At 66.6% G+C, this 26,348-nt stretch carries 18 protein-coding genes and 1 tRNA gene; 12 read left to right on the forward strand and 7 right to left on the reverse strand.

What is annotated here, in order from left to right; all coding sequences use genetic code 11:
• Positions 1-10: 10 nt before the first annotated feature.
• From U1763_RS02305 to U1763_RS02320, 4 genes are read right to left on the reverse strand one after another with little or no spacing between them, the layout of a single operon-like run.
• Entirely contained in the window at positions 11-2,428 is a 2,418-nt protein-coding gene (locus U1763_RS02305) for an ABC transporter permease (protein ID WP_332753917.1), read from the reverse strand.
• 10 nt (positions 2,429-2,438) lie between these two features.
• Entirely contained in the window at positions 2,439-2,567 is a 129-nt protein-coding gene (locus U1763_RS02310; protein ID WP_279388909.1) for a hypothetical protein, read from the reverse strand.
• Entirely contained in the window at positions 2,567-3,247 is a 681-nt protein-coding gene (locus U1763_RS02315; protein WP_132741823.1) for an ABC transporter ATP-binding protein, read from the reverse strand. The genes U1763_RS02310 and U1763_RS02315 overlap by 1 nt, the downstream gene beginning before the upstream one ends.
• Positions 3,248-3,255: 8 nt before the next feature.
• The gene (locus tag U1763_RS02320; RefSeq protein WP_332753918.1) at positions 3,256-4,539 is read right to left on the reverse strand and encodes an efflux RND transporter periplasmic adaptor subunit; all 1,284 of its coding nucleotides are present in this window, start codon (positions 4,537-4,539) and stop codon (positions 3,256-3,258) included.
• A gap of 126 nt (positions 4,540-4,665) precedes the next feature.
• Between U1763_RS02320 and U1763_RS02325 the strand changes: the two genes are divergently transcribed.
• From U1763_RS02325 to U1763_RS02345, 5 genes are all read left to right on the forward strand, one after another.
• On the forward strand, positions 4,666-5,880 hold the full coding sequence (locus U1763_RS02325; protein ID WP_332753919.1) for a sigma-54-dependent transcriptional regulator: 1,215 nt from the start codon (positions 4,666-4,668) through the stop codon (positions 5,878-5,880).
• Positions 5,870-7,066: a sensor histidine kinase gene (locus tag U1763_RS02330; RefSeq protein WP_332753920.1), complete on the forward strand. Its 1,197-nt coding sequence runs from the start codon at positions 5,870-5,872 to the stop codon at positions 7,064-7,066. The genes U1763_RS02325 and U1763_RS02330 overlap by 11 nt, the downstream gene beginning before the upstream one ends.
• Positions 7,067-7,208: 142 nt before the next feature.
• Entirely contained in the window at positions 7,209-8,762 is a 1,554-nt protein-coding gene (locus tag U1763_RS02335) for an aldehyde dehydrogenase (NADP(+)) (RefSeq protein ID WP_332753921.1), read from the forward strand.
• Positions 8,763-9,036: 274 nt separating this feature from the next.
• Entirely contained in the window at positions 9,037-12,165 is a 3,129-nt protein-coding gene (locus tag U1763_RS02340; RefSeq protein ID WP_332753922.1) for a PAS domain-containing protein, read from the forward strand.
• Between the two features lie 136 nt (positions 12,166-12,301).
• On the forward strand, positions 12,302-13,648 hold the full coding sequence (locus U1763_RS02345) for an ABC1 kinase family protein (RefSeq protein ID WP_332753923.1): 1,347 nt from the start codon (positions 12,302-12,304) through the stop codon (positions 13,646-13,648).
• 6 nt (positions 13,649-13,654) lie between these two features.
• Here the strand turns inward: U1763_RS02345 and U1763_RS02350 are convergent, their stop codons facing one another.
• Positions 13,655-15,871: a hybrid sensor histidine kinase/response regulator gene (locus U1763_RS02350; protein ID WP_332753924.1), complete on the reverse strand. Its 2,217-nt coding sequence runs from the start codon at positions 15,869-15,871 to the stop codon at positions 13,655-13,657.
• Between the two features lie 272 nt (positions 15,872-16,143).
• Here U1763_RS02350 and U1763_RS02355 point away from each other — a divergent pair, with 272 nt between their 5' ends.
• The 3 genes from U1763_RS02355 to U1763_RS02365 all read left to right on the forward strand — a co-directional run bounded on the left by U1763_RS02355 (position 16,144) and on the right by U1763_RS02365 (position 21,676).
• The gene (locus U1763_RS02355; RefSeq protein ID WP_332753925.1) at positions 16,144-17,052 is read left to right on the forward strand and encodes an ABC transporter ATP-binding protein; all 909 of its coding nucleotides are present in this window, start codon (positions 16,144-16,146) and stop codon (positions 17,050-17,052) included.
• Positions 17,052-20,642: an ABC transporter permease/M1 family aminopeptidase gene (locus tag U1763_RS02360; RefSeq protein WP_332753926.1), complete on the forward strand. Its 3,591-nt coding sequence runs from the start codon at positions 17,052-17,054 to the stop codon at positions 20,640-20,642. Before U1763_RS02355 ends, U1763_RS02360 begins: the two co-directional genes overlap by 1 nt.
• Before the next feature lie 95 nt (positions 20,643-20,737).
• Positions 20,738-21,676 (forward strand): D-2-hydroxyacid dehydrogenase, encoded by a 939-nt coding sequence (locus U1763_RS02365; protein WP_332753927.1) that lies wholly within the window; start codon positions 20,738-20,740, stop codon positions 21,674-21,676.
• Here the strand turns inward: U1763_RS02365 and U1763_RS02370 are convergent.
• Positions 21,670-21,843: a hypothetical protein gene (locus tag U1763_RS02370; RefSeq protein WP_332753928.1), complete on the reverse strand. Its 174-nt coding sequence runs from the start codon at positions 21,841-21,843 to the stop codon at positions 21,670-21,672. The genes U1763_RS02365 and U1763_RS02370 overlap by 7 nt on opposite strands.
• A gap of 223 nt (positions 21,844-22,066) precedes the next feature.
• On the opposite strand from U1763_RS02370, the gene U1763_RS02375 reads away from it, so the two are divergent.
• From U1763_RS02375 to U1763_RS02385, 3 genes are all read left to right on the forward strand, one after another.
• On the forward strand, positions 22,067-23,440 hold the full coding sequence (locus tag U1763_RS02375; RefSeq protein ID WP_132741841.1) for a class II 3-deoxy-7-phosphoheptulonate synthase: 1,374 nt from the start codon (positions 22,067-22,069) through the stop codon (positions 23,438-23,440).
• Between the two features lie 84 nt (positions 23,441-23,524).
• A tRNA-Glu gene (locus U1763_RS02380) sits at positions 23,525-23,599 on the forward strand.
• 94 nt (positions 23,600-23,693) lie between these two features.
• A complete protein-coding gene (locus tag U1763_RS02385; RefSeq protein ID WP_332753929.1) occupies positions 23,694-25,502 on the forward strand; it encodes a DUF6538 domain-containing protein in 1,809 nt (602 codons plus the stop codon).
• 80 nt (positions 25,503-25,582) lie between these two features.
• On the opposite strand, the gene U1763_RS02390 is transcribed toward U1763_RS02385, so the two are convergent.
• A complete protein-coding gene (locus U1763_RS02390; protein WP_332753930.1) occupies positions 25,583-25,735 on the reverse strand; it encodes a hypothetical protein in 153 nt (50 codons plus the stop codon).
• 6 nt (positions 25,736-25,741) lie between these two features.
• Here U1763_RS02390 and U1763_RS02395 point away from each other — a divergent pair, with 6 nt between their 5' ends.
• Complete coding sequence (locus tag U1763_RS02395) at positions 25,742-26,335, forward strand: helix-turn-helix domain-containing protein (protein ID WP_332753931.1); 594 nt, start codon at positions 25,742-25,744, stop codon at positions 26,333-26,335.
• Positions 26,336-26,348: the final 13 nt, after the last annotated feature.

Genomic DNA, 26,348 nt, shown 5'->3' on the forward strand with positions numbered 1-26,348 from the left:
CGATCGGCCCCTATTCGTGACGCAGCGCGCGCGCGGGCTCGGCGCGGGCGACGCGCCAGGCCTGGCCGAAGACCGTGCCGCTCGCGATCAGCACCGCGGCGAGCGAGGCACCGACGAAGAACAGCGGCGACAGCGCGATCCGGTCGTCGAACCCGCCGAGCCAGCGCTGCATCGCGACATAGGCGAGCGGCCACGCGACGAGGTTGGCGAGGATCACCGGTCGCAGGAACTGCCCGATCAGCAGCCGCAGCACCTCGGCGGTCGAGGCGCCGAGCGTCTTGCGGATACCGATCTCCTTCACGCGCCGCGCGGTGTCGAACGCCGCCAGGCCGTAAAGCCCGATGCAACCGATCAGGACCGCCAGCACCGCGCCGATCGTGAACAGCCGCGAGCGTTGCGCATCCGCCTTGTAATAGCGCTGGTACAGATTGTCCTCGACCGAGCGCGCCTCGAACGGAACGCCGGGAACGACGCGCTTCCAGGCCGCCTCGAGCGCCGCCATCATCGTCTTCGCATCGCGGCCGGCATAGCGCACCGCCGCAAACGGCGAGAGGATATCGACCGTGTTGTAGGTGTAGGCGACCGGCGTGACGGCATCGCGCGGGCTCCTGAAGCGCAGGTCGTCGACCACGCCGATGATCGTCGCGTCCCGCTCGCCATCGTTGATCGCCTGTCCCAGTGCCGCGGCCGGCGACGCGAAGCCCAATGCGGTCACCGCGGTCCGGTTGATCACCACGTTGGGCCCTGCCCGCTTGCGTTCGGCCGTCGTCAACAGGCCGCGGTCGTCGGCATGCGCGGCGTCGAACAGGCGCCCCGCGACAAGCCGTGCGCCGTACACGCGGAAATAGTCGCGACCGGTACCGACATCCATCAACGATATCTTGCCGCCCGACGCGCCCGCGCGAGTGTACCCCGAAAAATTGGTCGTGCTCTGGTCGCCCGGGGCATTGTTGGCGACGGTGACACCGACGACGCCGGGGGCCGCCGCGAGGCTGCGCAGGATCGCAGCGCGCTGCGGGGAGTCGATCCCGCCGGTCATCAGCGAGCGGACGATCATCAAGCCGTCGCGACGAAAACCGAGATCGGCGTCACGGATATGCTCGGTCTGTTTGAGCATGACCCCGGTGGCGATGGCGAATGCGATCGCGATCGCGAACTGCACGACCACCAAGGCACTCCGCAGCCTCGTGCCACTCCGCCCACCACCGGGCGCGCGCGTCGAGGCGAGCACCGCCGCCGGGCGAAACCCCGACAGCACGAACGCGGGATACAGCCCCGCGACCAGTGCTATGCCCAGGACCAGCAGGACCAGCGGCAGGACGACGCCGTCCCAACCGACATAGCGGATCGCCAGCGACGTTCCGCCAAGCGCGTTGACGAACGGCAGCGCGATCTCGGCAAGCGCGAGCCCGATCAGCGCCGCCACCGCGACGGTCGCCAGCGCCTCGCCCAGGAACTGGCGGATGAGCGACTGCCGCGTGCCGCCCAGCACCTTGCGCATCGCCACCTCGCGCGCACGCAACCCGGCACGGGCGGTGGCCAGATTGACGTAGTTCACGATCGCGATCAGCAGCGTCAGCAGCCCGACCGCCCCCAAGGTCGTGACGATCGCGCGATCCCCCGGACTATACAGATGCATCGCGGTCAGCGGTCGCAGCGACTGGAAATACTCGCCTTTCTTGAGATTGTGGTCGGCATAGGCGTGCCGGTCGAGAAAGGCGGGCAATTGCGCCTCGAACGCCCGCGCTGCCACCGCATCGGGAAACCGCAGGAACGTGGTCAGCGACGCGCTGCCCCAATGCTCCCACCATTCGTTGCCGAAGCGAGTCCGTGAGATTTGCGCGAACATCTCGCTCTTGAAGGTGACGTCGTCGGGCATGTCGCGCAGCACCGCCCCGACCTTGTAGGGATAGGTCGTCCCATCGATCGACAGTTGCAGCGTTCGGCCGATCGCCGACTGGCTCCCAAAATATTTCCGCGCGGTCTTCTGGGTGACGACCAAGCCGTTCGGATCGGCGAGCGTTGCTGCCGGATCGCCTTCGACCGCGGGAAAGCGCATGAGATCGAAGAAGTTCGGGTCGACCGTGCCCAAATCCTCGGCGGTCGCCTGCCCGCCCTGTTGCACCGTCGCCGCCATGTTCATGTAGCGCGTGCCGACCAGCTGCGGGTAATCCGCCTGCAGGATCTTGAGCTCGCTGCCCATCGTGCTCGGATTGGTGTCCGCCGGGTAGCCCGGCATCACATAGCGCTCCTCCATCACCCACAAGCGGTCCTGTTGCGGCAATACGCGGTCGTACCCGGTCTCGAATTGCACGAAGAGGAACAGGACGAGGAACGTCGCGATCCCGAGCGCGAGACCGCCGATGTTGAGCAGCGCGAACAACCGGTGATGCGCGAGCGAGCGATAGAGACTGGTGAGCGCGGACATGGCGGTTCCTTCAGGCTTCGCTATCGGGCGTGGGGTCGAGCTGGGGGCCGGGCTTGGCCCCGGGCTTGGTCGCCGCGAGATGGCGGACGAGCACCACCACGAGCAGCATCAGCACGATCATCTGGAGCGAGCGGCGCATCAGGCGGCGCGCCGTGCCGACGACAGGATGCGGCCGTCGAGCATATGCACCGTCCGCTTGGCGATATCGGCGTGCGACGGGCTGTGCGTGACCATCACGATCGTCGCGCCCTCCGCATTCAGCTGGCCGAGAATGTCCATCACCTGTGCGCCGTTCTCGGTATCGAGGTTGCCGGTCGGCTCGTCGGCGAGGATCAGCCGCGGCTCGCCGACGATCGCGCGGGCGATCGCGGCGCGCTGTTGCTGGCCGCCCGACAATTGGTGCGGGTGATGACGCTGGCGGTGGGCGATGCCAACGCGGTCCATCGCCGCCGCAACCCGCTCCTTCTTCTCGCGCGCGGGCATCGTCCGATAGGCGAGCCCCAGCGCGACGTTCTCGGCGATCGTCAGCTCGTCGATCAGGTTGAAGCTCTGGAACACGAAGCCCAGCCTGTCGCGGCGCAGCCTGGCGAGTTCGGCCTCGGGAGCGCGCGCGATATCGGCGCCTTCGAAGAGATAGCGTCCATCGGTCGGCCGGTCGATCGTGCCGATGATGTTAAGCAAGGTCGATTTGCCGCACCCCGACGGCCCCATGATCGCGACGAATTCCCCCGCCTCGACGAGCAGGTCGATACCGCCGAGCGCGGTCGTCTCGATCTCGTCCGAGGCATAGGTGCGGCTGAGGTCCTGTAGCTGGATCATATCGAATCCTATCGGATGATGAGGGTCTGGAAGGGGGTGTAGGTGCCGAGCGCGGTGGTCACGATCCGTTCGCCGGGGGCGAGGCCCGAGACGATCTCGACCTGGTCGGGATTGCGCCGACCGGTGACGATCGCCCGCCGGACGGCCTTCTTGTCACCGTCGAGCACGAACGCGGTGGTGCCGCCGGCATCGAGCCAGCCGCCTGAGGGCGCGACCACCGCGGGCCGGTCCGCGCCGAGCACGAGCCGCACGTCGAGCGTCTGGCCGCGGTTCAGTCCCGTGGGTGCAGCCCCACGAAAACCAAGCTCGACGCGAAACCGGCCTTCGGTCACCTGTGGCAGGATCTTGATGACGGACATCGGATAGCTGCGCCCGTCGATATCCGCGGTCGCCGCCAGCCCGGCCCGGACGCGTCCGAGGTAGAATTGATCGACATCGGCGGTCAGCTTCCACTGTCCTTCGGAGTCGATCTGGCCGACCGCGTCGCCGCTCTTGAGCGTCTGGCCGGGTTGCAACGTGAAGGCGGTCAGCCGTCCCGCGACCGGCGCGCGCAGCACCAGCGCGGACAGGCTCGCGCGAACCATCGCCAGGCTCTCGCGCAACTGCCGCGCGGTGGCGGCGATGCCCGAGGACTGATCCGCCAGCGTCGCCCCCACTTCCGCGGTCCCGCGATCGAGCGCCGAAACGCGCGCCTGCTGATAGCCGACATCCTCGCGCACCGGATCGATCGCGGCGCGCGTGATGATCCCCCGGTCGAACAGCACCTGCTTCTGCGCGAGCAACGTCCGCGCCTTGGACAGCGCGTTGCGTGCCTCGGCCAGATCGCGTGCGCCATCCTGCCTGGTGTTCTGGACCGACAGCCGCTGGCCGCTGATCGCGCTCAATTGCCCGACGATATCGGCCGAGCGGCTGGCGACGTCGAGTTCGAGCGATGGATTGGACAGGCGCGCGAGCGGCGTGCCGGCCGCGACCATGGCGCCGTCGCTTGCGGCGAGTTCGGCGACCTGTCCGCCCGAGATCGCGGTGACGAACACGGTGCGCAAGGGTGCGACCTCGGCACGTAGCGGCACGAAATCGCGGAACGGCGCGCGCAACACATCGCCGGTGCGGATCGCCGCGGCATCGACGGTCAGCGCATTGGCGCCGGGCATCAGCACCCATAGCAGCACCGCGGCAGCCAGCACTACGAGTACAAGCGCACCGCGCACGATCCGCTTGCGCCGCCGGGCGTGCGGACGCTCGATACGCCGGTCCATTGCGGTACCGGTTCCTGTTGAGGTCGTCTCCGTCATGCCGACAGTGTACGGGATCGAACGAAGCAAACCTAAGCCGCTGTTATTAGGCGGCTTTGTTGAGGAAAGCACCGGAGCGGTCACTACGACTGTACCAACTGTCCGTTTCCGGACACTATGCCGGCCATGTCAACCGAATCGCATATCCTGGTCATCGACGACGATCCCGACATCGCCAAGGCGGCGCGGTTGTTGCTCGAGCGGCATGGGATGCGCGTGTCGACCGCGGCGAACCCGGAGGCGGCCTGGGTATTGCTCGCGGGCGAACCGATCGACGTCATCCTGCTCGACCTGAATTTCGCGCGCGGGCGGACCACGGGCGAGGAGGGTTTCACGATGCTCGACCGGCTGATCGCCGCGGACGCGCGCGCGGTCGTGATCGTCGTCACCGGGCATAGCGGGATCGCGGTGGCAGTGCGGGCGATGCGCAGCGGCGCGACCGATTTCGTGATCAAGCCCTGGAACAACGAACGGCTGCTGACGACGGTCGAGCGCGGTCTGGCGCTGCGCCGCGCGAGGCTGGAGACCGCCGCGACACCGCCTGTCCATGACGGCATCCTGCTCGGCGAAAGCGCCGGGATCGCGCGCGCCCGCGACCTGATCGCCCGCGTCGCGCCGACCACCGCGCCGATCCTCGTCCACGGTGCTGCGGGCACCGGCAAGACGCTGATCGCCCGGCTGATCCATCAGGCCTCGCCGCATGCCCATTTGCCGCTCGTCACGCTGGATGCCGAGGCGGCGGACGCCGCGGCTATCGCCGAACGCACTGCGGCCGCAGCTGGTGGGATGCTGGTGATCGACCATATCGACCGACTGCCTCGCGCGCTCAACGGCGTTCTGCTGGCTGCGTTAGATGGCATTCGCGTCATAGCGACCGCGCGGCTGGATCGCACCGGGATCCGGGCGGCGATCGGCGAAGACGTGCTCGACCGGATCGCCACGATCGAAATCCCGTTGTCCCCGCTCGTCGATCGCGGCGGCGACGCGGTGATGCTCGCCCGCCATTTCCTGGCGCTGTTCGCGTACCGTCATGGCCGGCCGACCATAGCGCTCGACGAAGAGGCCGCGCGCGCGATCGCCGCGGATCGCTGGCCCGACAACGTCCGCGGTCTGCGCCAGACGATCGAACGCGCGGTACTGCTCGGCAACGGCGACCTCATGCTGTCACCCGCCACCGCCGAGCCCGCAGCGCTCGCGCCCGACCTGTCGCTGGCCCGCAACGAAGAGTCCCTGATCACCGCAGCACTCGAACGCCATGCCTTTAACGTCAGCCGCGCCGCCGCCCAACTCGGTCTGACGCGCGCCGCGCTGTATCGACGGATGGCGCGCTATGGCCTCTGACCAGGTGCGCGGGATGCTGCGCGCATTGGTGATCGCCGCGGCCGGCGCTGGCGGCGCGGTTGCCGCCATGCGCGGCCTGTACGCCACCGCATTGCTTGCCGCGCTGATCACGATCTGGATCGCCGCGCTCGACCTGGTCGATCGCGGTCCTCGACAGCCGCCGGCACCCCCGCCCCCCGCGCCCGTTTTCCCCGGAGAAGAGGAACGGCGCCGCCTGAACGCCTATCTCGATCTGTCGCCCGCACCGCTGGTCGCGCTCGACGACGGTCGGCTGCGCGTCGTCAACCGCGCCGCGCGGCGCTTGCTCGGCGCCAGCGATCTGGTCGCCGATCCACCCGAGGGGCTCGTCGCGGCGCTCTCGGAAACCCGTCCCGGCCGCACCGTCACGATCGACATCGGCCAAGACGCCGACGTCCGCAGCTTCGCGCTCGCCACCGGCGATCTCGCGCTGACCGGCCGGATGACGCGGATCGGCGCGCTGATCGACATCGACGCCGAACTGAAGGCGGCCGAGGCTGCCGCATTGCGCGATCTCGTCCAGGTGCTGAGCCATGAGATCGTCAACGCGCTGACCCCGATCGCCTCGCTCGCCGAGACCGCGGTGGCGATGCTCGACGATCCCGAGCCTGCGCTGCCCAAGATCCGCGAGGCGATCGAGACGGTCGCGCGCCGCGCCGCCAGCCTGCATCGTTTCGGCGAAAGCTACCGTACGCTCGCAAAGCTGCCCTTGCCGATCCCCGCGCGGATTCCGCTCACGGGATTTGTGAACGACCTTACGGCGTTGTTCACGATCAGATGGCCCCACATCGCCTTCACCGCCGATCTTGAGGAGGCGCCGGCGCTTCTGCTGGCCGATCCTGATCAATTGACCGCCGCAATTTGGGCGGTGCTGCAAAACGCAGCGGAGGCGTTGGCCGCCACGCCCGCTCCTCACGTCACGCTGGCTATCCAGGCCCGCGTCGGCGAAACGCGCATAACCATGACGGACAACGGACCCGGTATTCCTGCTGAGAACCTGAAGGACATCTTCCGACCCTTTTTCACGACGAAACAGGCGGGCAGCGGAATAGGGCTGGCCCTCGCTCGCCAGATCGTTCGCGGCCATAATGGCGATCTTACGCTCACCCATTCCCTCGCGGGGCAAACTCGGTTTGAAGGCATCCTTCCGTCGGCCGTGACGCCGTGATCGCAACATCATCAAAGCCGTTGCACCGTGATCACGCTTGGCTTGCGCTTGCGTGTTACCGCTCCCACTAATACTGCATGCGCAACGCTCGCCGGCCCCGACGCGATGGTCCGGCGGGCATCGACTGACCTGGAGAATTGATATGGACGGCACCTTCCCGATCGGCGCGCGCGCCGTGAGCAGCGACGTCACCTTCCTCGCGATCGACCCGTCGACGGATGCGAGGATCGAGCCCGCCTTCGCCGTATCGAGCGAGGCCGATGTCGCCGAGGCGTGCACGCTCGCCGCAGCGGCGTTCGACGCTTTCCGCGAGATCGATCCCGAGGCTCGCGCAGTATTTCTCGAGACGATCGCCGACGAGATCGAGGCGATCCACGAGCCGCTCGTCGCGCGTGCGATCCAGGAAAGCGGCCTGCCCCGCCCGCGTCTCGAGGGTGAGCGCGGTCGTACCACCGGCCAGCTCCGCCTGTTCGCCAAGCATCTGCGCGCGGGCACCTGGGCGTCGGTCGTGATCGACGACGCGCAGCCCGACCGCAAGCCGATGCCCCGCTCCGACCTGCGCCAGCGCCGCATCGCGGTCGGTCCGGTCGCTGTGTTCGGGGCGTCGAACTTCCCGCTCGCCTTCTCGGTCGCGGGTGGCGACACCGCCTCCGCGCTGGCGGCCGGTTGCCCGGTCGTCGTCAAGGGTCACCCTGCGCATCCCGGCACGTCGGTGATGGTCGGCAAGGCGATCCAGGCCGCCGTCGCCAAATGCGGGCTGCCCGAGGGCGTGTTCTCGCTGGTGCAGGGTCCGGCGAACGAACTCGGCGCGGCGCTCGTCACCGACCCAAGGATCAAGGCGGTCGGCTTCACCGGTTCGCGTGGTGGTGGCCTCGCACTGGTCAAGCTCGCCGCAGCGCGTCCCGAGCCGATCCCGGTCTATGCCGAGATGAGCAGCATCAACCCGGTCATCCTGTTCCCCGCCGCGCTCGCGGCGCGTGGCGAAGCGCTTGGCAAGGCCTATGTCGGGTCGCTGACGATGGGGTCGGGTCAGTTCTGCACCAACCCCGGCATCGTCGTCGCGGTCGACAGCCCCGATCTCGACGTGTTCGTCGAGGCAGCGGCTGCCGCCTTGGGTGAGGCCGCGCCGCAGGTGATGCTCACGCCCGGCATCCATGCCAGCTACGAGCAGGGCGTATCGGCGCTCGCCGGGCACGACTCGGTCGAGACACTCGCGCGAGGCACCGAGGCCGAGGGCGCAAACCGCGGTCGCGCCGCGCTGTTCTCGACCACCGGCAAGGCGTTCGTCGCCGATCCGGCGCTGTCGCACGAAGTGTTCGGGGCAGCCTCGATCATCGTCCGTTGCGCCGATCTCGCCGAGGTTCACAGCGTACTGGAAAAGATCGAGGGTCAGCTCACGATCACGCTGCAGATCGACGAAGGTGACTATGCCGACGCCGCCGCGCTGGTGCCGGTGCTCGAGCGCAAGGCTGGGCGCATCCTCGCAAACGGTTGGCCGACGGGTGTCGAGGTCGCGCCGGCGATGGTGCATGGCGGCCCCTTCCCGGCCACCTCGGACCCACGCACGACCTCGGTCGGCACCGCGGCGATCGAGCGCTTCCTGCGCCCGGTCTGCTATCAGGACCTGCCGGATGCGCTGCTGCCCAAGGCAGTCAAGCACGGCAACCCGCTGGGCCTGCCGCGCACCGAGGGCTGATCGACTCGAAGTGATAGGGAAGAGGGCGCTGCCGTACGGAAGCGCCCTCTTGGGTTCTGCCGGTGGTGCGGTGTCCGGCGGAAGCTGCTGCGCCCGACGCATTCAAACGCCGTCACCCCAGCGAAAGCTGGGGTATCAGGCTTGGCGCAAGGATCGCTCGTCACGGGGATACCCCAGCTTTCGCGGGGGTGACGGGTGTCTGGATACGGCGCATGCCACCCCCTAACCACGCGAATTCATTGACACGCGTGCGCCGCATACGCACTAGTCCGGCATGACAACCCCAGTCGCGTCGCGCACCATTTCCCTGCCAGACGACCTTGCAGGCTATATCGACGATCTCGCCGCCGCCGGCCACGGCGACGCCACCACGATTCTCCGCACCGCGCTCGAACGGATGCGCGACGGCGAAGCGACATCGTCAAGCGAAAGCCTGATCGGTGGCGGCGAATGCGGCATGCTCGTCCGCCAGCGCGACTGGAGCGCGACCTCGCTCGGCCCGATCGACTCATGGCCCGCCGAGCTCCGCGTCACGCTCGCCAACATCCTCAACTCGCCGGTCGCCAAGGTCGTGATGTGGGGTCCCGAGCACATCATGCTCTACAACGACAGCTACCGTGCCGTCGCCGGCGATCGCCATCCCGCCGCGCTCGGCAGCCCGGTCGCGACCGCATTCCCCGAAGTGTGGGACTGGAACCGCGCCGTCCTCGAAGCCGGCTTCCGCGGCGAGACCGTCGCCTATCGCGATCAGCCGATCCTGTTCCAGCGCCCCGACGGCCCCGAGACGCTGACGCTCGACCTGTTCTATACGCCCGTCTACCGCCCGCATGCCGGCGTCGGCGGCGTGCTCTGCACGATGGTCGACAATACCGGCCGGGTCGAAGCCGAGCACCGTCTCGCCGCCAGCGAAGCCGAACTGCGCCGGATCACCGATGCGGTGCCCATGCTGATCTCGTACATCGACCGCGATCACGTCTACCGCCTGGCGAATGCGCAGTACGAGGAGTGGCTGGGCGCCAACCCCGAAGCCATGATCGGCAGACCCGTCCGCGACGTCCTCGGCGACACGGTCTATCAGGATCGCCGCCCCTCATTCGACCGGGCGCTGGCCGGCGAAAGCTTCACCGCGCAGACCGTCTTTCCGCACCGCGACGGTCGCGCACGCCGTGCCGAATTTCGTTACGTGCCACACATCGCGGCGGATGGCGCGATCCCTGGCATCTACGTGCTCGGCATCGACGTCGAGGAGCGCGCCGAGCGCGAAGCGGCGATCGGCATCAGCAACGGCCGCTTCCGCACCGCGATGGACGCGGTCCACGGCGTACTCTGGACCAACAGCCCGGATGGCCGGATGATCGGCGAACAGCCCGGTTGGGCGGCGCTGACCGGCCAGTCGATCGACGAATACCAGAATTTCGGCTGGGCCGACGCGATCCACCCGGACGATGTGGCGTCGACGATCAAGGCGTGGACTGCCGCCGTCCTTAGCAAGTCGATGTTCGTTTTCGAGCACCGCGTCCGTCGGCACTGCGGGACGTGGCGCACTTTCGCGGTACGCGGCCTGCCGATGTTCGACCACGCCGGCGAAATCCTCGAATGGGTCGGCGTCCACACCGACATCACGCATCAGCGCGCTGCCGAAGCCGCCTTGCGCGAACAGGCCGAGGCGCTCGCGCGGCAAGTCCGCCACCGCGAGCGCGCCGAGGATCAGCTCCGCCAGCTCAACGAGACGCTCGAAGCGCGCGTCATCCGCGAGATCGACGAACGTCGCCAGGCCGAAGCCAAGCTCGCCCAGTCGCAGAAGATGGAGACGGTCGGCAAGCTCACCGGCGGCGTCGCGCATGATTTCAACAACCTGCTCCAGGTCGTCTCGGGCAACCTCCAGCTGCTCGGCAAGAACCTCGCGGGCAACGCGCGCGCAGAGCGCTGGGTCGAGAACGCGATGGCCGGCGTCTCGCGCGGGTCGAAGCTCGCCGCGCAGCTGCTCGCGTTCGGGCGTCGCCAGGCGCTCGAGCCCAAGGTCGTCAACGTCACGCGGTTCGTGCGCGGGATGGACGACATGCTCCGTCGCGCGATCGGCGAAGGCATCGAGATCGAGACGGTGGTCGGCGGTGGCCTGTGGAACACCTTCATCGACCCTGCGCAGATCGAGAACGCGCTCCTGAACCTCGCGATCAACGCGCGCGACGCGATGGAGGGCCAGGGCAAGCTGACGATCGAACTCGGCAACGCGCATCTCGACGACAGCTACGCACAGGGTCATGACGAGGTCGAAGCCGGGCAATATGTGATGCTCGCCGTGTCGGACACAGGCACCGGCATGAGCCCGGAGATCATTGAAAAGGTCTTCGAACCGTTCTTCTCGACCAAGAGCGAGGGCAAGGGCTCGGGCCTCGGCCTGTCGATGGTCTATGGCTTCGTCAAACAGTCCGGCGGCCATGTGAAGATCTATTCCGAGGTCGGCGAAGGCACCACGATCAAGCTCTACCTGCCGCGCGCGATGGAGAGCGAGGACGTCGAGGTCGTCGCCGATGCCAGCCCGATCTCCGGCGGCATCGAGACCGTCCTGGTGGTCGAGGACGATGACGAGGTGCGCGGCACGGTCGTCGAGCTGCTCACCGATCTCGGCTACAGCGTGCTGAAGGCGGTCGACGCGGCCAGCGCGCTGAACGTGGTCGAGAGCGGCGTGCCGATCGATATCCTGTTCACCGACGTCGTGATGCCCGGCACGCTGAAAAGCCCCGAACTCGCGCGGAAGGCCAAGGAACGCCTGCCCGATCTCGCGGTGCTGTTCACATCTGGCTATACCGAGAATTCGATCGTCCATGGCGGCAAGCTCGATGCGGGTCTCGAGCTGTTGTCGAAGCCATACACGCGGGAAGCCCTCGCGCGGAAATTCCGCCAGGTGCTCGCCAATCGCCAGCGCTCGGGCAGCCCCGCCGCCAAGGCCGCGCGCGACGCACGGATCGAGGCCGATCGTCGGCTCGACACGCCTGCCCGCCGCACCGTGCTGCTGGTCGAGGACGACGCGCTGATCCGCGCCAACACCGCCGAGATGTTGCAGGGCAGCGGCTTCGTGGTGGTCGACGCGGCGAGCGCGGAGGACGCGATGACCGCGCTCCAGACCGTGCCGATCGATGCGCTGGTCACCGACGTGAACCTGCCGGGCGTGTCCGGGCCGGACTTCGCACGGACCGCGCGGGCGTTGCGGCCTGGCGTCGGCATCGTCTTCGCGACGGGGGATACGGCGTCGGTCGCGGACGAAACCGATGCGATCATGCTGGAGAAGCCCTACGGCCTCGACGCGCTCGCGGCCGCGGTGCTGGCATCGCTCGGCGAAACGATCCTTGCGGATCCGCTGGAGGCCGCAACAGCGACGGTTCGCCTGACCGACGCAGAATAGAACGCCAGTCGATCCTCCCCCCGCCAGGGGGAGGATCGAGATGTTATCGGTCCGCGGTGACTCACATCAATTGCGCCCTCGCTCTCCCGCCCCATATTCTGGTCGAAGGTCGCGCCCAGCGACCGAAGGATGTGATTTGACCGAAGACCGCGGCAGCAAAGCCAGCGCAGGACGCGCGATTCCCAGTGGCCGTCTCGCGCGTCTCGGCGTTTTCGGACGTCTCGCGGGTGGTGTCGCCGGCGGGGTCGTCGCGGAAGGTGCACGGCGGCTCGCCAGCGGCGAACGTCCGAGCATGGGCGACCTGCTGCTGACCCCCGCCAACGCCACGCGCGTCGCCGATCAGCTCTCGCATCTGCGCGGCGCGGCGATGAAGCTCGGTCAGATGATCTCGATGGACGCGGGCGACATGCTCCCGCCCGAACTCGCGACGATCCTCGCCAAGCTTCGCAACAACGCGCACCACATGCCGCCGCAACAGCTCGACCGCGTGCTCGCCACCGAATGGGGCAAGGACTGGCGCCGTCGGTTCGCGCATTTCCAGGCGCACCCGGTTGCCGCCGCCTCGATCGGCCAGGTCCACCGCGCGCGCTTGCCCGACGGATCCGAACTGGCGATCAAGGTCCAGTATCCCGGCGTGAAGGACAGCATCGACGCCGATGTCGACAACGTCGCCACGCTGCTCCGCGTGTCGGGGCTGTTGCCCAAGTCGCTCGACATCGCCCCGCTGCTGAACGAGGCGAAGCGCCAGCTCCACGAGGAGGCCGACTATCTGCGCGAGGCGACGATGCTCGCGCGCTACGGCGAACTCCTGGCGGGCGAGAGCGCGTTTGTCGTGCCGTCGCTGGTCGCCGACCTGACGACACCGCGCGTGCTGGCGATGAGCTTCGTCACCGGCGTGCCCGTCGAGTCGCTCGAAACCGCCCCGCAGGCGGTGCGCGACCGGGTAATGCATGATCTGATCTCGCTGGTCCTTCGCGAATTATTCGACTGGCGGTTGATGCAGACCGATCCGAACTTCGCCAATTACCGCTGGCAGCCCGATACCGAAAAGCTAGTCCTGCTCGATTTCGGTGCGGCGCGCCCGCTGCCTGCGGAAACCGGCGAAGGCTATCGCCGCCTGCTCGCCGCCGCACTGGCTGGCGACCGCGATGCGGTTCGCGAGGCCGCCATCGCTGCGGGTTTCCTCGGCGAGGCGGCGGTGGTCCGGCATCGAGCCTTGGTCGACCGGATGATCGACGTGATCCTCGGCGAGCTCGCCAAGCCCGGCCCGTTCGACTTTGGCGACCGCGCGTTCGTCGGCGTGCTGCGCGAGCAGGGCACCGAGATCGCGCGCGATCGCGAGACCTGGCACCTCCCGCCGATCGACACGCTGTTCGTCCAGCGCAAGATCAGCGGCACGGCGTTGTTGGCCGCTCGGTTGAAGGCGAAGGTCGATATCCGGACGATGGTCGCCACCTATTGCGCCGCACCGTCGGTCGACTGACTGGATCTACTCGACAAACGCCGACGTTGCGCGCTGAAGCGCAGCGGCAAGTTCGCCCATCGAATACGGCTTCCGCAACAGATCGAATCCATGCGAGCCTTCCCGCGAAATGACTTCGCTATACCCGCTGGTCAGCAGGATCGCGGTCTCGGGATAGCGCCGGCGGATCTCGCGCCCGAGCTCGATCCCGGTCATGCCCGGCATCATCACGTCTGTAAAAACGACATCGAACCTCGTGGTTTGCCCGTCGAGCACGTCGAGCGCTTCCTCGGCATCGCGCGCAAAAACGATAGCGTGACCCAGATCGGCAAGCGCCGAAATCGCAAAATTGCCGACATCGGGATTGTCCTCGACCACGAGGATACGCAGCGAGACCTGCTCGGGACAGATGGCCGGCTCCGGATCGGCGATGATCGGGGTCATATTACGCTCGCGCGGGAGATACAGCGCGAACGTCGCGCCTTCGCCCGGGACACTGTCGACGATCACTTCACCGCCCGATTGCTTGACGAACCCGAAGACCTGGGACAGCCCAAGTCCGGTGCCGTGGCCGACTGCTTTGGACGTGAAGAACGGTTCGAAGATGTGCTCGATATGCGCAGGGTCGATGCCCGTGCCGGTATCGCGGATCGCGATCCTGACGAAATCCCCATGCTGTGCCGCGTGACCGCGGACCGCCGGAATACGCTGCGCGGCATCGACGTCGATCGTCAGGCGGCCGCGTTGGTGCATCGCATCCCGCGCATTGACCGCCAGGTTGACGATCGCCGTCTCAAGCTGGCTGGCGTCGGCGTTGACCAGGCAAGGCTCGTCGGGAAGCCGCATCGACACCTCGATAAAGGCGCCCGACAGCGTCGCGATCATGTCGGTCATCCCGCGCAGGATCGTCCGCGCATCGACGATGGTCGGCGTCAGCGACGATCGCCTGGCGAACGCGAGCAGCTGGTTCGTCAATTTGGTCGCACGGTCGGCGGTATCGGCGATCGCGGCGATATAGCGCGTCCGGCGATCCTCGGTCAGGTCGGGGCGCTTGAGCAGATCGGCCGATCCGCGGATGACCGTCAGCAGGTTGTTGAAATCATGCGCGATCCCGCCGGTCAGCTGGCCCAGCGTCTCCATCTTCTGCGCCTGGCGAAGCGCCTCGTGCGCCTCGGTCAACTCCAGCGTACGCTCGACCACGCGCTGCTCCAGCGTGTCGTTGACGTCCTGGACCGCCTTGAACAGCCGTGCATTGTCGATCGCGATCGCCGCCTGCGCCGCGACCCCGACCAGCAGCCGTTCGTGCCGCTCGGTGAACCGCCCAACCGCCGAATGCCCGAACAGCAACCCGCCCAGCACGGCCCCCGATCGCGACGTCACCGGCACCGACAAATAGCTGCGGACCGGCAGATGCCCCTTGGGCATTCCGTAATGCGGCGCGCTGCGACCATAGCGCGGATCGGCGAGAATATCGTCCGAACGGATCACGCCTTCGTTGCGGAAGGTCGGGCCGAACACCGCGGTCGCACGCGGGCGCCCGAGCGCTTCGAACGCCGCACGCTCGGCGCCGGCCAGCGTGAACAGATGCAGCTTCTCGCCCGTCTCATCCATCAGGTTGTGGAAATACGCTCCGAACTGCGCACCGGTCAGCTTGACGCCGGCATCGGTCACCATCTGGATCAGCGGCTCGAGCTCCAGTTCGGCCGCCAGCGCCGCGCCGGTGAGGTTGAGCGTCTCGAGCGTGTGCGTCTCTCCCCGCAGCCCGCGCTCGGCGAGCACCGCGTTGGTCGTCTCGACGACGACGGCGAGCACGCCGCCGGGCACGCCATCATGATCGAGCACCGGCGAGTAATTGAGATCGAGAAAGACCGCATGATCGCGTGTCGGAAAATATTGCGACATCTCCTGTCGCGCGAACGACAGCGTTTCGCCGGCCAGGCAGACGCGCAGGACATGCTCGTTGAATGCCCGCGCCTCGGGCCACGCAGCATGAACCGTTGCCCCCAAACCCGCGGGGTGCCGGGCGCCGACGATGGCGGCATAGGCGTCGTTATAGATCATGACGCCGTCGCTGCCCCACAACAACGCCATCGGCACCGGCGCCCGCAGGATGATCGACGTCGCGGTCTTGAGGTATTGCGGCCAGCCGTCGATCGGTCCGAGCGGGGTCGACGCCCAGTCCGTCTCGCCGATCAGCGTCGCCAGTCGCCCGCCGTCGCCCAAGAACGCGAATTCCTTCGACACCATTCCGCCTTTTCCACGCCGACCGCTCCGCGTCTCTGTCGGGGCCCGCTCAACAATACAAGATTGTTTTCCGCATGTTGGCGCGCGGTTAACTCAGGATCGACACAACTACCCGCCGCCTAGCGACGTCTTTGAAACACAAGGATCGTGCTGACTCGCCGCCCCTGAAATCCATCGTGCGCCACCGCGCGCGGGGCATCCCCTCAGTCTGAGCGCTTTACAACGGCAATACACTTGATAGGTTGCGCCTTCGAAACGAACGGGGGTTCCACATGCTCGATCTGGTCAACGTCACGCACGTCTATGCCAATGGCACGCGCGCGCTGGATGACGTGACGCTGAGCATCCCCAACGGCATGTTCGGACTGCTTGGTCCCAATGGTGCGGGCAAGTCGACGTTGATGCGGACGGTGGCGACGTTGCAGACCCCCACCTCGGGGACGATCCGGTTCGGCGATATCGACGTGATCGCCAGCCCGGAGGCGTTGCGCGAGACGCTCGGCTATCTCCCGCAGGATTTTGGCGTGTATCCGCGCGTGTCGGCGTACGACATGCTCGATCACATGGCAGTGCTCAAAGGGATCGCCTCGGCGCGCGAACGCAAGGAGACGGTCGACACGCTGCTCAACCAGACCAATTTGTGGAGCGTCCGCAAGAAGGCGATCGCCGGCTTCTCGGGCGGCATGCGCCAGCGTTTCGGCATCGCGCAGGCGCTGATCGGCAACCCCGGTCTCATCATCGTCGATGAACCGACCGCTGGCCTCGACCCGGAGGAACGCAACCGCTTCCTCAACCTGCTGGCCGAGATTGGCGAGAGCGTCGTCGTGATCCTGTCGACGCACATCGTCGAGGACGTCGCCGATCTGTGCCCGCGGATGGCGGTACTAGCGGGCGGGCGGATCCAGCTCGAAGGCGCCCCCCTCGACCTGATCGAGCGGACCCGCGGCCAGGTCTGGGCGAAGACGATCGGCAGGGACGAACTCGATGAGGCCAAGCTGCGCTACGAGGTGATCTCGACACGCCTGTTCGCTGGCCGGACGATCATCCACATCCTGTCGCCCGACGATCCCGGCGATGGCTTTGCCGCCGCACATGGCGGGCTCGAGGACGTCTATTTCTCGACGCTCGCTAGGTCGCGGCGAATACCGGCAGCGGCATCCGACCAGTTCGTCGCTGCCTGATGTTCGGCCAGATCGCCCGCTTCGAACTGCGCTATCAACTGCGCAACCCGGTCTTCTGGACCGTCGCGATCCTGTTCTTCCTGCTCAGCTTCGGATCGATGACGATCGAGCAGATCCAGATCGGCAGCGGTGCCAACATCCACAAGAATGCACCGGTCGCGATCGCCCAGGTCCACCTGATCATGTCGCTGTTCTTCATGTTCGTGACGACCGCGTTCGTCGCCAACGTGATCGTCCGCGACGACGAGAGCGGGTTCGGGCCGATGGTCCGGTCGACGCGCGTCAGCAAGTTCGACTATCTGACCGCACGGTTCCTGGGCGCGTTTGGTGCCGCGGCATTGGCGTTCGTCGCGATCCCGTTGGCAATCTGGCTGGGGTCGATGATGCCGTGGGTCGATGCCGAACGGCTCGGACCCAATCGTCTTGGCGACTATGCCTATGCCTATTTCCTGCTGGCGCTGCCGAGCGTGTTCATGACCTCCGCAATCTTCTTCGCGGTGGCGACGATGACGCGGTCGATGATGTACAGCTATCTCGGCGTGATCGTCTTCCTGGTCCTGTACCTGGCGATCAACGCCGTGCTGCGGGCGAAACCGGAATGGCGCGCGGTCGGCAGCTATCTCGAACCGTTCGGGCTTGGCGCCTTTGCGAGCACCACGCGCTATTTCACCGCCAGCGAGGCGAATGCCGGCCTGCCCCCCTTTACGGGCGTGCTGGTGTGGAACCGGCTGTTCGCGATCCTGATCGGCTTCGTCGCGATCGGCATCGCCTATGTCCGCTTTTCGTTCGCCGAGCGCGGCGTCTCGAAACGGGCGCTTCGCCGACAACGCCGGACGACCGCAAAGCTCGCCGCCACCCCGCCGCTGCTGGTCGACCAGCTCCCCGCGGCGCGTCCCGCCGCCGCGGGCTGGACCCGCCTTCGCGAGCGCTGCCGGTTCGAGATGGCGCTCGTGTTCCGCAGTCCCGCATTCCTCGTGCTGATGCTGATCGGCATCTTCAACGCGCTGGCCGCATTGCTCTCGTCCAACGAGATGTACGGTACCGCGATCCGCCCGCTGACCTTTGCGGTGATCGGGACGCTGGAGGGTGCATTCAGCATCATCCCGCTCATCATCGCGATCTATTATTCGGGCGAACTCGTCTGGCGCGACCGCGAGCGCGGGATGCACGAGATCGTCGACGCCACTTCGCTGCCCAATTGGGCGTATCTCGTGCCGAAAGTCCTGGCGATCACCGGCGTGCTGTTCGCGACCTCCGTGGTGGCGGTCGTCACTGCGTGCGTCGTCCAGCTTTCGCGCGGCCAGACCGATCTGGCGCTCGGCCATTATGTCGCGTGGTGGGTGCTGCCGATGACCGTCGATGCCGTGATCCTCGCGGTGCTGGCGGTATTCGTCCAGGCGCTCAGTCCGAACAAATATATCGGTTGGGCGATCATGGTCCTCTACCTCGTCGGCACGATCACGCTGACCAACATGGGCTTCGAACACCCACTCTACCAATATGGCACGGTCGGCACCGTTACGCTGTCGGACATGAACGGCGCACAGATCGGTGGCGCGCGGGCATGGTGGTTGCGGTTGTACTGGGGCGCGATTGCGCTGGGCCTGTGCGTGTTCGCGCATCTGCTCTGGCGGTGCGGCACCGAAACCCGACTGCGGGTGCGGCTTGTGCAGGTGCCACGTCGTCTGATCGGCACGCCCGGCGCGGTCCTGGCCAGCGCGCTCATCATCGCCACTGCGACCGGCGTATTCCTGTACTACCAGATGGACGTCCTGAGCGTCTATCGCACCAAGCAGGATGGCGAGGCGCGCCAAGCGCTCTACGAGAAAAAATATCTACGCTATCTCGGCGTAAAGCAGCCTTCGGTCACGGATATCCGGCTGAACGTCGCGCTCTATCCCGACCAACGCCGGCTCGAGACCGACGGCACCTACGCGTTCGTCAACGATAGCGGTGCGCCGGTGCGCGACCTTCATGTTCGCCTGCCCGACGACAGGACCCGGCTGGGGGCGGTCGCCATTCCCGGCGCTGTGCTGGTGATGGACGATTCCGACCTGCAATACCGTATCTACAGGTTCGCGACTCCGCTTGCGCCGGGCGCGCATGGCACGCTGACGTTCCACACGACCCGCTGGCAACGCGGCCTCGTCGCCACGGGCGACGACACGCGCGTGGTGGCCAACGGTACGTTTCTGGAGAATCGCGAATTCGCGCCGCAGATCGGCATGAGCAAGGATGGCCTGCTCGAGGAGCGTTCGAAACGGCGCAAATACGGCCTGACGCCCGAACTCCGTCCTGCCAAGCTCGAGGATCGCACTGCACAGGACCGCAACCTGCTGGGCAACGCACCATGGGTTCGTTCCGACATCACCGTCTCGACGCTCGCCAGCCAGATCCCGATCGCGCCGGGTCGGAAAGTCTCGGACGCCGTCGCTGGCGGGCGGCGCACTGCCCGGTTCGTGTCGACCGTTCCGATCCTTGCCTTCTTCTCGGTCCAGTCAGCGGCATACGCGCAGAAGAACGGTACCGCCGACGGCACTGCACTGACGGTGTATTACGATCCGCAGCATGCCTTCAACGTCGATCGGATGCTCGACGCGATGCAGCGTTCGCTCCGCTATTACCGCGCTAATTTCGGGCCTTATCAGTTCGATTATGCCCGCATCCTCGAATATCCGGGCTATGCGAGCTACGCGCAGGCGTTCGCTGGCACGATCCCTTATTCCGAACGGCTCGGGTTCATTGCCGACAACCGCGATCCGGCCAAGGTCGACTATATCAGTTACATCACCGCACACGAGCTAGGCCACCAATATTGGGGTCATCAACTGGTCAGCGCGGATATGCAGGGCGGCTCGATGCTGATTGAGACGATGGCGCAATATTCGGCGCTGATGGTGATGAAACATCAATATGGCGACGACAAGATTCGCCGCTTCCTGAAGTATGAACTCGACAGCTATCTGCGTTCGCGTGGTAGCGAGGTCGTCGAAGAAGTCCCGCTCGACCGGGTCGAGGGCCAGGGGTACATCCACTACCGCAAGGGGTCGCTGGTGATGTACCTCCTCCAGGATCGGCTTGGCGAGGCGCGGGTCAACGCGATGCTGCGCGGCCTGCTTGCGCGGTATCGGTTCAAGGGCAAGCCATATCCGCGCTCGCTCGATCTGGTCGACGGGTTCCTGTCGTTGGCGCGAACCCCGGCGGAAAGAGAACTCGTGCTCGACCTGCTCGACCGGATCACCGTGTACGACCTGAAGACGACCGCAGCCGTTACGCGCAAGCGATCCGACGGCCGTTTCGAAACGCTACTGACGATCAAAGCCACCAAGTCTCATGCCAATGGTGCAGGCGTCGAAACCGAAGCACCGTTGTCGGATATGATCGACGTCGGGGTGTTCGATCAGCGTCCCGGGCTTGGCAGCTTTGCGACAAAGGACGTCATCCTGAAGGAACGCCGCCCGATCCGCTCGGGCGAACAGGTCATCCGCATCGTCACGACGCGCAAGCCCGCATTCGCCGGCGTCGATCCCTATAATTTCTACGTGGACCGTAACGGCGACGACAATGTCGCCGCGGTGACCGGCGGATGACGGTCAGGACGTCCGGCAATGCGACGAGGTGGCGACGAGGTACCGGCACCGATCACGGCACTTGACAGGCTCCGTCCACGACCGATGCTGAGCGAATGAAAGCCGTCCTGCCCGCTGCCGCCCGCCCGCTCCTCGAACCCCATCTCCCGACGACGCTCGACGTCGCCTGGTTTTCGACGCCGGACGATGCGAAGGCGATGATCGCGGATGCCGACATCGCCTGGGTCGACATGCAGCCGACCCATCTCGTTGCCGAGGCGATCCGTGCCGCGGGCTCCCGGTTGAAGTGGGTGTCGACGATCTATGCCGGGCTGGACGCGTTCCCCCTCGAACACCTCAAGGCCAATAACGTCACGCTGACCAACGGCGCGGGGATCAATGCGGTGACGGTGGCGGAATATGCCGTGATGGGCGTGCTGGTCGCCGCCAAGCGCTTCGATACGGTATTGCGGGCGTACGATCGCCACGAATGGCTCAAGGACGCGCCAGGGAAGATCGAGCTCGAGGGGACGAAGGCGCTGGTCATCGGCTATGGCACGATCGGCCGGTTGATCGGCGACCGGCTTGCCGGGTTTGGCGTCGCGGTGACGGGCGTCTCGCGGACCGGCCGCGATGGCACGATCACAGCGGATGCCTGGCGCGACCGGCTCGGCGCGTTCGATTGGATCATTCTCGCCGCACCATCGACCGACGCGACGCAGGCGATGATCGGCCATGCCGAACTCCAGCAGATGAAAAGGTCGGCCTGGTTGATCAACATCGCCCGCGGCGACATGATCGACGACGAAGCCTTATGCAGTGCGCTGGCGGACGGAACCATCGGCGGCGCGTTTCTCGACCCTACGCAGCCCGAACCCCTGCCCGCCGGCCACCCGCTCTGGTCCGCTCCGAATGCGATCGTGACGATGCACCTGTCGGGCAGGAGCCAGACGACGATGTTCCAACGCGGGGCGACGATGTTCCTCGAAAATCTTGCCGCGTTTCTCGCCGGTAAACCGATGAAGAACGTCGCCGATCTCGACGAGGGCTATTGACCGTTCGAGCGGATGCTGAGGGGCTCGGTGCGTTGCTGGCGGTTGTAGCTCTTGACGCCGCGCCGACGCAGCTTGGTTGCGCGGCGACGACGGGCAAAGACCAACAGCATAGGCACGCCGACCACGATGACGCCGGCGATGATTGAAAACGCGATCATGACGCGCAAAGGGATATCCATACGCGGCTAATGCCGAAGGGACAGCGGTTGCGCCATTCCCAATCGTCTCAGCTACGACATAAATGGTCAAACCGGGCGCTTTCAAGGGCCTACCCCCTTTATGGTGGCCTAGCAACGGCACTTGCTTAAGCCCCACAAGCTTTACTTCGTTGCGCGAAAAGGCGTTTTCGCGCATGGCCAGCCGCACAATTCACCATCCGGACGACATGATATGGCCGCGAACTGGGCCCCCGACAGCTGGACGCGTCACGAAGCACGACAGCTCCCCACCTATCCCGACGCGGCTGCACTGACCGCCGCGACCGACCAGCTGGCGACCTTCCCGCCGCTCGTCTTTGCGGGCGAGGCCCGCAACCTGACCGCGTCGCTCGCCGAGGTCGCTGCCGGCAAGGCGTTCCTGCTCCAGGGCGGCGATTGCGCCGAGAGCTTCGCCGAGCATAGCGCGAACAACATCCGCGACACGTTCCGTGTCATCCTGCAGATGGCGGTCGTCCTGACGTTCGCGTCGAAGCTCCCGGTGGTGAAGCTCGGCCGCATGGCGGGGCAGTTCGCGAAGCCGCGCTCGACCGATACCGAGACGATCGGCGGCGTCGAGCTGCCGTCGTATCGCGGCGACAACGTCAACGACATCGCCTTCACCGCTGAGGCACGCGCGCCCGATCCCCAGCGCATGATCCGCGCCTATTCGCAGTCGGCGGCGACGCTCAACCTGCTGCGCGCGTTTGCCCAGGGGGGCTATGCGAACCTGCACCAGGTCCACCGCTGGACGCACGACTTCATGGGCCGCAGCCCGTGGTCGAAGAAATACGCCGAAACCGCGGACCGGATCGGCGAGGCGCTCGAGTTCATGGCGGCGTGCGGAATCGATCCCGAGACCGTGCCGCAGCTTGCGCAAACGCATTTCTACACCAGCCACGAGGCATTGCTGCTCCAGTATGAGCAGGCGCTGACCCGCCAGGATTCGCTGACCGGCGACTGGTACGACACGAGCGCGCATTTCCTCTGGATCGGCGATCGCACGCGGTTCGAGGGCTCTTCGCATGTCGAATACCTGCGCGGCATCGGCAACCCGATCGGCATCAAATGCGGGCCTAGCTTGGAGCCCGACGCTTTGTTGCGCATGCTCGACACGCTCAATCCCGGCCGCGTACCCGGCCGGATGACGCTGATCACGCGCTATGGTTATGACAAGATCGAGGCCAACCTGCCCCGTCTGGTCCGTGCGGTCACGCGCGAGGGCCATCCGGTGGTGTGGAGCTGCGACCCGATGCACGGCAACGTCGTCAAGGCCGCCAACGGCTACAAGACGCGGCCGTTCGACCGCATCCTCGCCGAGGTCCGCGGCTTCTTCGCGGTCCACCGCGCGGAGGGTACGCACGCCGGCGGTATCCATGCCGAGATGACCGGTCAGAACGTGACGGAGTGCACCGGCGGCGCGGTCGACGTGACCGAGCAGAGCCTCGCCGATCGCTACCACACGCACTGCGACCCGCGCCTCAACGCCAGCCAGAGCCTCGAGCTCGCCTTCCTGCTGGCCGAGATGCTCAACGAGGAAATGGCCGAACGCAAGAAGGTCGCTGCCTGATAAAATGCGCGCGCGTCGCAAGAATTGTCGGTAACCGTCTTGACGGCTACCGACCCATTCCGTAGACGCCCGCTTCTGCTACACGGCCCCTTCGTCTAGCGGTTAGGACGACGCCCTCTCACGGCGTAAGCACGAGTTCGATTCTCGTAGGGGTCACCATTTCCGTATAAACCACGGAAATTGCCGGATTCACGTCATCTTTACCCGCCATGTGTACAGAACATGGGTACAGAACGACGTGAAAAAGAGCTCGATGGCCTCCCCCTTCGCAGACCCCCGCACCGGCCAACTCTACTTCAGACGCGCGGTCCCGGAAGCGCTCCGCGCGGCCTTCGACGGCAAGGCCGTCGTCAAGGTGACGCTCGGAACCAAGGATCCCGCGGCCGCCAAGGTCGGCTTCGCGCGCGAGAACGCCGCGTTCGAGACCAAGCTCGCCGACGCGCGGCGCCGGATGGCCGAGGGCACGCTCGTCCCCACGCCCGCAGCGCTGGTACGCCGATGGTGCGAGGCGCCGCAGACCGGCGGCGGCCTCACCGGTCCACAGCGACTCGCGATGACCTTCATGGAACTGGACGCCGCCGCCGGCTCGCGACAGTCGAGCGACGTCGAGGACATCTATCCGCCAGCCATCATGGGCCCCGCGTCCAACACCGACTGGGACCTCGTGCTCGGCGACCGGACGCGTTTCGAAAGGCTGGTCGCCGAGTCCTATGGCGGCGACGTGGAGCAGACGGGCACGAACTGGATCCGACTGCGGTGGCACCACGCCGAACGCGCCTGGCTACGCTGCCTCGACGGGCCCGTCACCAGGCTGCGCGACTTCGATCCCAGCGGCCAGCGCTTCTCGGACGACGAGATCGCCAAGGCGCTCCTCGACGTCGTCGACGAGAGGCGCGGCGGCGACGAGGAGGCCAACCGGGCGCGCCTGAGCCGTCACCGGCCGCGCGCGACGAGTTCGCGGCTCAGACCCAACCTGCGGCTGAAGGCGCTCTACCGCGAGTGGAAGGCCGGCAACGAGCCCCGCCCCCAGACCGCGGGCGAATACGAGGCCGCCGTCGACGACTTCATCGACTTCACCGGCGACCCGACCATATCGATGATCGACGCCGACATGCTCTACGACTACCGCGACGAGGCGGCGAAGCTCCCGGCGTCGATGCCCCGCGCGGACCGCGCCCTGCCCTTCACGGCCCGCGTGGCCAAGCACGAGGGCGCGAACCCCAAGTGCGCGCCGCCCACACTCAAGAAGCGCGTCGGCGCCCTCCAGGCCCTTCTGACCTACGCGTTCCAGCAGCGCTGGACCGCGACCAACGCCGGCAGCGGCATCCGCATCGTCGGCTACAGCAAGAAGAAGCGGACCCGCCGCAGCTTCGAGGACCACGAGCTCGCGACCCTGTGCGCGTCCGCCCTCTTCACCGACCCCGCCTCGTGGAACACCAAGTCCCGCATCAGCGACGTGACCGTGTTCTGGATCTTCCTGCTCTGCATCACGACGGGCGCCCGACTCGAGGAGGTCGGCCAGGTCGCGCTCGCCGACGTCCGGCGCGACGGCGACATCGTCTATCTCGACATCGACGAATACGCCGAGGAGAACGACGCGGAGGACAAGAGCGTGAAGACCGAGGAGTCCAAGCGTCTGCTGCCCGTGCACGAGCGTCTGATCGAACTAGGCTTCCTAGAGTACATGGACGCGCTCGCCGCGCGCGGCAGCACCGAACTGTTTCCGGATCTGAAGGAGAACTCGGTCGGCAAGCGCACCAAGGAGGCGAGCCAGAAGTTGAACCGGATCATCGACAGCCACGTGTCGGCCGACCGGCGCCTCGTATTCCATTCGCTGCGCCACGCGTTCAAGGCCAAGGGCAACGACGCGGGGCTCACCGACAAGACCCTGGACCAGATCTGCGGTCACGCGCCCGTCAGCACGGGCAGCCGGTACGGCTCGGAGCCGCGCATCCGCACGATCCACCGCGACCTGCACCGGATCGACTTCTCCTGCATCGATTGGAAGGCGATCGGGCACGGCGTGGCGAAGCTCCGCTGGAGGAAGCTGCTGGCGGCCTGAGGCGCCACCTCGGCGGACGGACGGCGTCGGTGACCGCCCGCCGCGCCAGGTCGGGGCGCCGTCATCACGTGCAGACGGCGTCAGACCGCCGCGACGTCGGGCGGCATCCGGTCCCCGGCATCACCGGATCGCATCCACCACGCCGGCACGTGGCGGTTCCATAGTCCGCCGAGATCGGGCAGCCATACCCGAATCCGGATAGCCAGCCGCGTTTCGCCAGTGTCATAGCCCACCGCGACATGGACCGCGCAGAATATGATTCGCTGACGCCGATGGAGCGCAACTGCCTTCGCCTGGCCCATCACGAACGCAAGACCGAACACATCGCGCATGAGCTCGGCATCGCCGCGTCGACGGTCAACACCCACATCTTCGCCGCGCGACGCAAACTCGGGGGACTTTCCCGCCTCACCGCCGCCGATCAGCTGCGCGACTACGAAGCGGCGGCGATGGTGCACGACGCGCCGTCGACCGGACGCCTCGATGCCGCCCAAGCCATCGACCGGATGTCGGAGATGGATCGCGCCAGACCATCTCCACCCCCTCCACAACCATTGTCTAGGCCGCCGTTGCCGATGGTCGAACCCGAGGCGACCGGGGCATCTCCAGCGGTGCCAACCGATGTTCGGGAGGAACGGGCGACATTCGTATTCGACGATGGCGCCCTGAATTCCGGTAGGCAGGATCAACGACGGGACACGCCTCTCCAGCGGGTCGTCACGATCCTCGCGATCGCGTTGCTGGTCGCCCTCGTCCTGATCGCCGCTCCGGCGATCTACGACTCGGCGGCCCAACGCGTCGCGAACAGCCTCGAGCGGCCTCACGCCAGATAGCCTCGGGCCCACC

This window comes from Sphingomonas sorbitolis, assembly GCF_036663875.1.
Taxonomy (GTDB): domain Bacteria; phylum Pseudomonadota; class Alphaproteobacteria; order Sphingomonadales; family Sphingomonadaceae; genus Sphingomonas.

Excerpts from the sequence above, each read along its gene's own strand:
- U1763_RS02305 (WP_332753917.1), bottom strand. The coding sequence starts at position 2,428 with ATGTCCGCGCTCACCAGTCTCTATCGCTCGCTCGCGCATCACCGGTTG.
- U1763_RS02310 (WP_279388909.1), bottom strand. The coding sequence starts at position 2,567 with ATGCGCCGCTCGCTCCAGATGATCGTGCTGATGCTGCTCGTGGTGGTG.
- U1763_RS02315 (WP_132741823.1), bottom strand. The coding sequence starts at position 3,247 with ATGATCCAGCTACAGGACCTCAGCCGCACCTATGCCTCGGACGAGATC.
- U1763_RS02320 (WP_332753918.1), bottom strand. The coding sequence starts at position 4,539 with ATGACGGAGACGACCTCAACAGGAACCGGTACCGCAATGGACCGGCGT.
- U1763_RS02325 (WP_332753919.1), top strand. The coding sequence starts at position 4,666 with ATGTCAACCGAATCGCATATCCTGGTCATCGACGACGATCCCGACATC.
- U1763_RS02330 (WP_332753920.1), top strand. The coding sequence starts at position 5,870 with ATGGCCTCTGACCAGGTGCGCGGGATGCTGCGCGCATTGGTGATCGCC.
- U1763_RS02335 (WP_332753921.1), top strand. The coding sequence starts at position 7,209 with ATGGACGGCACCTTCCCGATCGGCGCGCGCGCCGTGAGCAGCGACGTC.
- U1763_RS02340 (WP_332753922.1), top strand. The coding sequence starts at position 9,037 with ATGACAACCCCAGTCGCGTCGCGCACCATTTCCCTGCCAGACGACCTT.
- U1763_RS02355 (WP_332753925.1), top strand. The coding sequence starts at position 16,144 with ATGCTCGATCTGGTCAACGTCACGCACGTCTATGCCAATGGCACGCGC.
- U1763_RS02360 (WP_332753926.1), top strand. The coding sequence starts at position 17,052 with ATGTTCGGCCAGATCGCCCGCTTCGAACTGCGCTATCAACTGCGCAAC.
- U1763_RS02365 (WP_332753927.1), top strand. The coding sequence starts at position 20,738 with ATGAAAGCCGTCCTGCCCGCTGCCGCCCGCCCGCTCCTCGAACCCCAT.
- U1763_RS02375 (WP_132741841.1), top strand. The coding sequence starts at position 22,067 with ATGGCCGCGAACTGGGCCCCCGACAGCTGGACGCGTCACGAAGCACGA.
- U1763_RS02385 (WP_332753929.1), top strand. The coding sequence starts at position 23,694 with ATGGCCTCCCCCTTCGCAGACCCCCGCACCGGCCAACTCTACTTCAGA.
- U1763_RS02395 (WP_332753931.1), top strand. The coding sequence starts at position 25,742 with ATGGACCGCGCAGAATATGATTCGCTGACGCCGATGGAGCGCAACTGC.